This window comes from Salmonella sp. 32082101201600294FB01SM01 (assembly GCF_017572865.1).
Taxonomy (GTDB): Bacteria; Pseudomonadota; Gammaproteobacteria; order Enterobacterales; family Enterobacteriaceae; genus Salmonella; species Salmonella enterica.
Genome location: NZ_JAGESB010000013.1, coordinates 1 through 1,434, shown reverse-complemented (window position 1 = coordinate 1,434; position 1,434 = coordinate 1). Strand labels below are relative to the sequence as shown.

Annotated in this window: 1 protein-coding gene; it reads left to right on the top strand. The window is 49.3% G+C overall.

Annotation, left to right across the window (positions count from 1 at the left end):
- Positions 1-896 precede the first annotated feature (896 nt).
- Positions 897-1,427, top strand: a complete 531-nt coding sequence (locus J4645_RS22045; protein ID WP_058818684.1) for a replication/maintenance protein RepL — start codon at positions 897-899, stop codon at positions 1,425-1,427.
- The last annotated feature ends 7 nt before the right edge of the window (positions 1,428-1,434 follow it).

Genomic DNA, 1,434 nt, shown 5'->3' with positions numbered 1-1,434 from the left:
TTCCAAGAAAAAGCCAAACAGAAACTGACCTATATCCCAATCATTGAATCTAGTGACATTCCTACGACTGGAACTGACGAACTACCGCCGCCAGACCAAGGGGATCTTTCGTTGGAGTGAAAGCCGGTCAAGGGCGCGTTAGCGGCGCCAGCGAACCCTTGACGGGCTGTAACGACCCCCACACTTGGCAAAGGTGGTTGTGATCACGCAGTGAGCGCAACCACCTGTTAAGCCGCCGTTGACGTTGACCTTCCCGAACATCAAAACATCCTGATAGCTCCCTCGCTACGCTCAGGCGTAACAGCGTTCGGGTGTCGGGGCAATGCCCTGACCAAGATGTTTTGGAGTGTCCGCGGCGTGTCGGCGGTACTCCAAAAACACATCTTGTCCCGTGCGTTTTGTCACCGTCACAAAGTGGCGGTGCTACAAAACATATCCTGTCCCTTCCTTGGCATCTCCGAAGTTAAGCCAGTATACACTCCGCTATCGCTACGTGACTGGGTCAGGGCTGCGCCCCGACACCCGCAAAGGTCAAAACCAAAAGCGTCTGGCAGGTGGTTGCGCTCACTGCGTGATCACAACCACCCCCCTCAATTTTGGTAGGCCTTTTTGAGCGTCAAGGTCGAGCCGCTTCGCGGTCGCTAAAGCGAACCTTGACCCCCAAAAATGCCCGCCGAAAGGCGGGAGCTACCTTCGATTTTCGTATCTCAATCAGACCCTGATTGAGATATAGAAAGGGGGTAATTGTAAGTTGTTGTTTTTTTATTGGTTTTATGAGGGGGAGTCTCATCAGCTATGAGACTCGGGAGTCTCATCAGCTATGAGACTCTGTTTTACAACCCATATCACACAGTGATAGCATCGGTTTAATAATATGATTATGGTTGGGTCTCTATATGAAGCAAATAAAGTCACCCGGTGAGACTATCGAGTCTCATGGCGGAAACGAAAATTTTAACTTCGTGCAGCTCTCTCGGAGCTACTTACACCAAATGCGAAAATTAGCTCGCAAAAGCCCCATAGCGCATGAAATTTTGTATTACCTAGTCGAACACATGGGTAGAACCACAAATGCCGTTGTGTGCAGTTACACAACGCTCTGTGAAATAACCGGTGTAAGTAGGCCAACTGTAGGAAGGGCTATAAAGCTCCTGAAGGATGATCAGTGGATAGATACCGTAAAGATCGGCAATGCAAATGCCTATTGCGTAAATGAGAGGGTGTTCTGGCAAGCTGGAAGAAATCAAAGAAAATACGCGATCTTCTCAGCAACAGTTATCGCATCTGCCACCGATCAGGAGAGCGATTTCCAAGAAAAAGCCAAACAGAAACTGACCTATATCCCAATCATTGAATCTAGTGACATTCCTACGACTGGAACTGACGAACTACCGCCGCCAGACCAAGGGGATCTTTCGTTGGAGTGAAAGCCGG

Coding starts and splice junctions, on each gene's coding strand:
- J4645_RS22045 (WP_058818684.1), top strand. CDS start 897: ATGAAGCAAATAAAGTCACCCGGTGAGACTATCGAGTCTCATGGCGGA.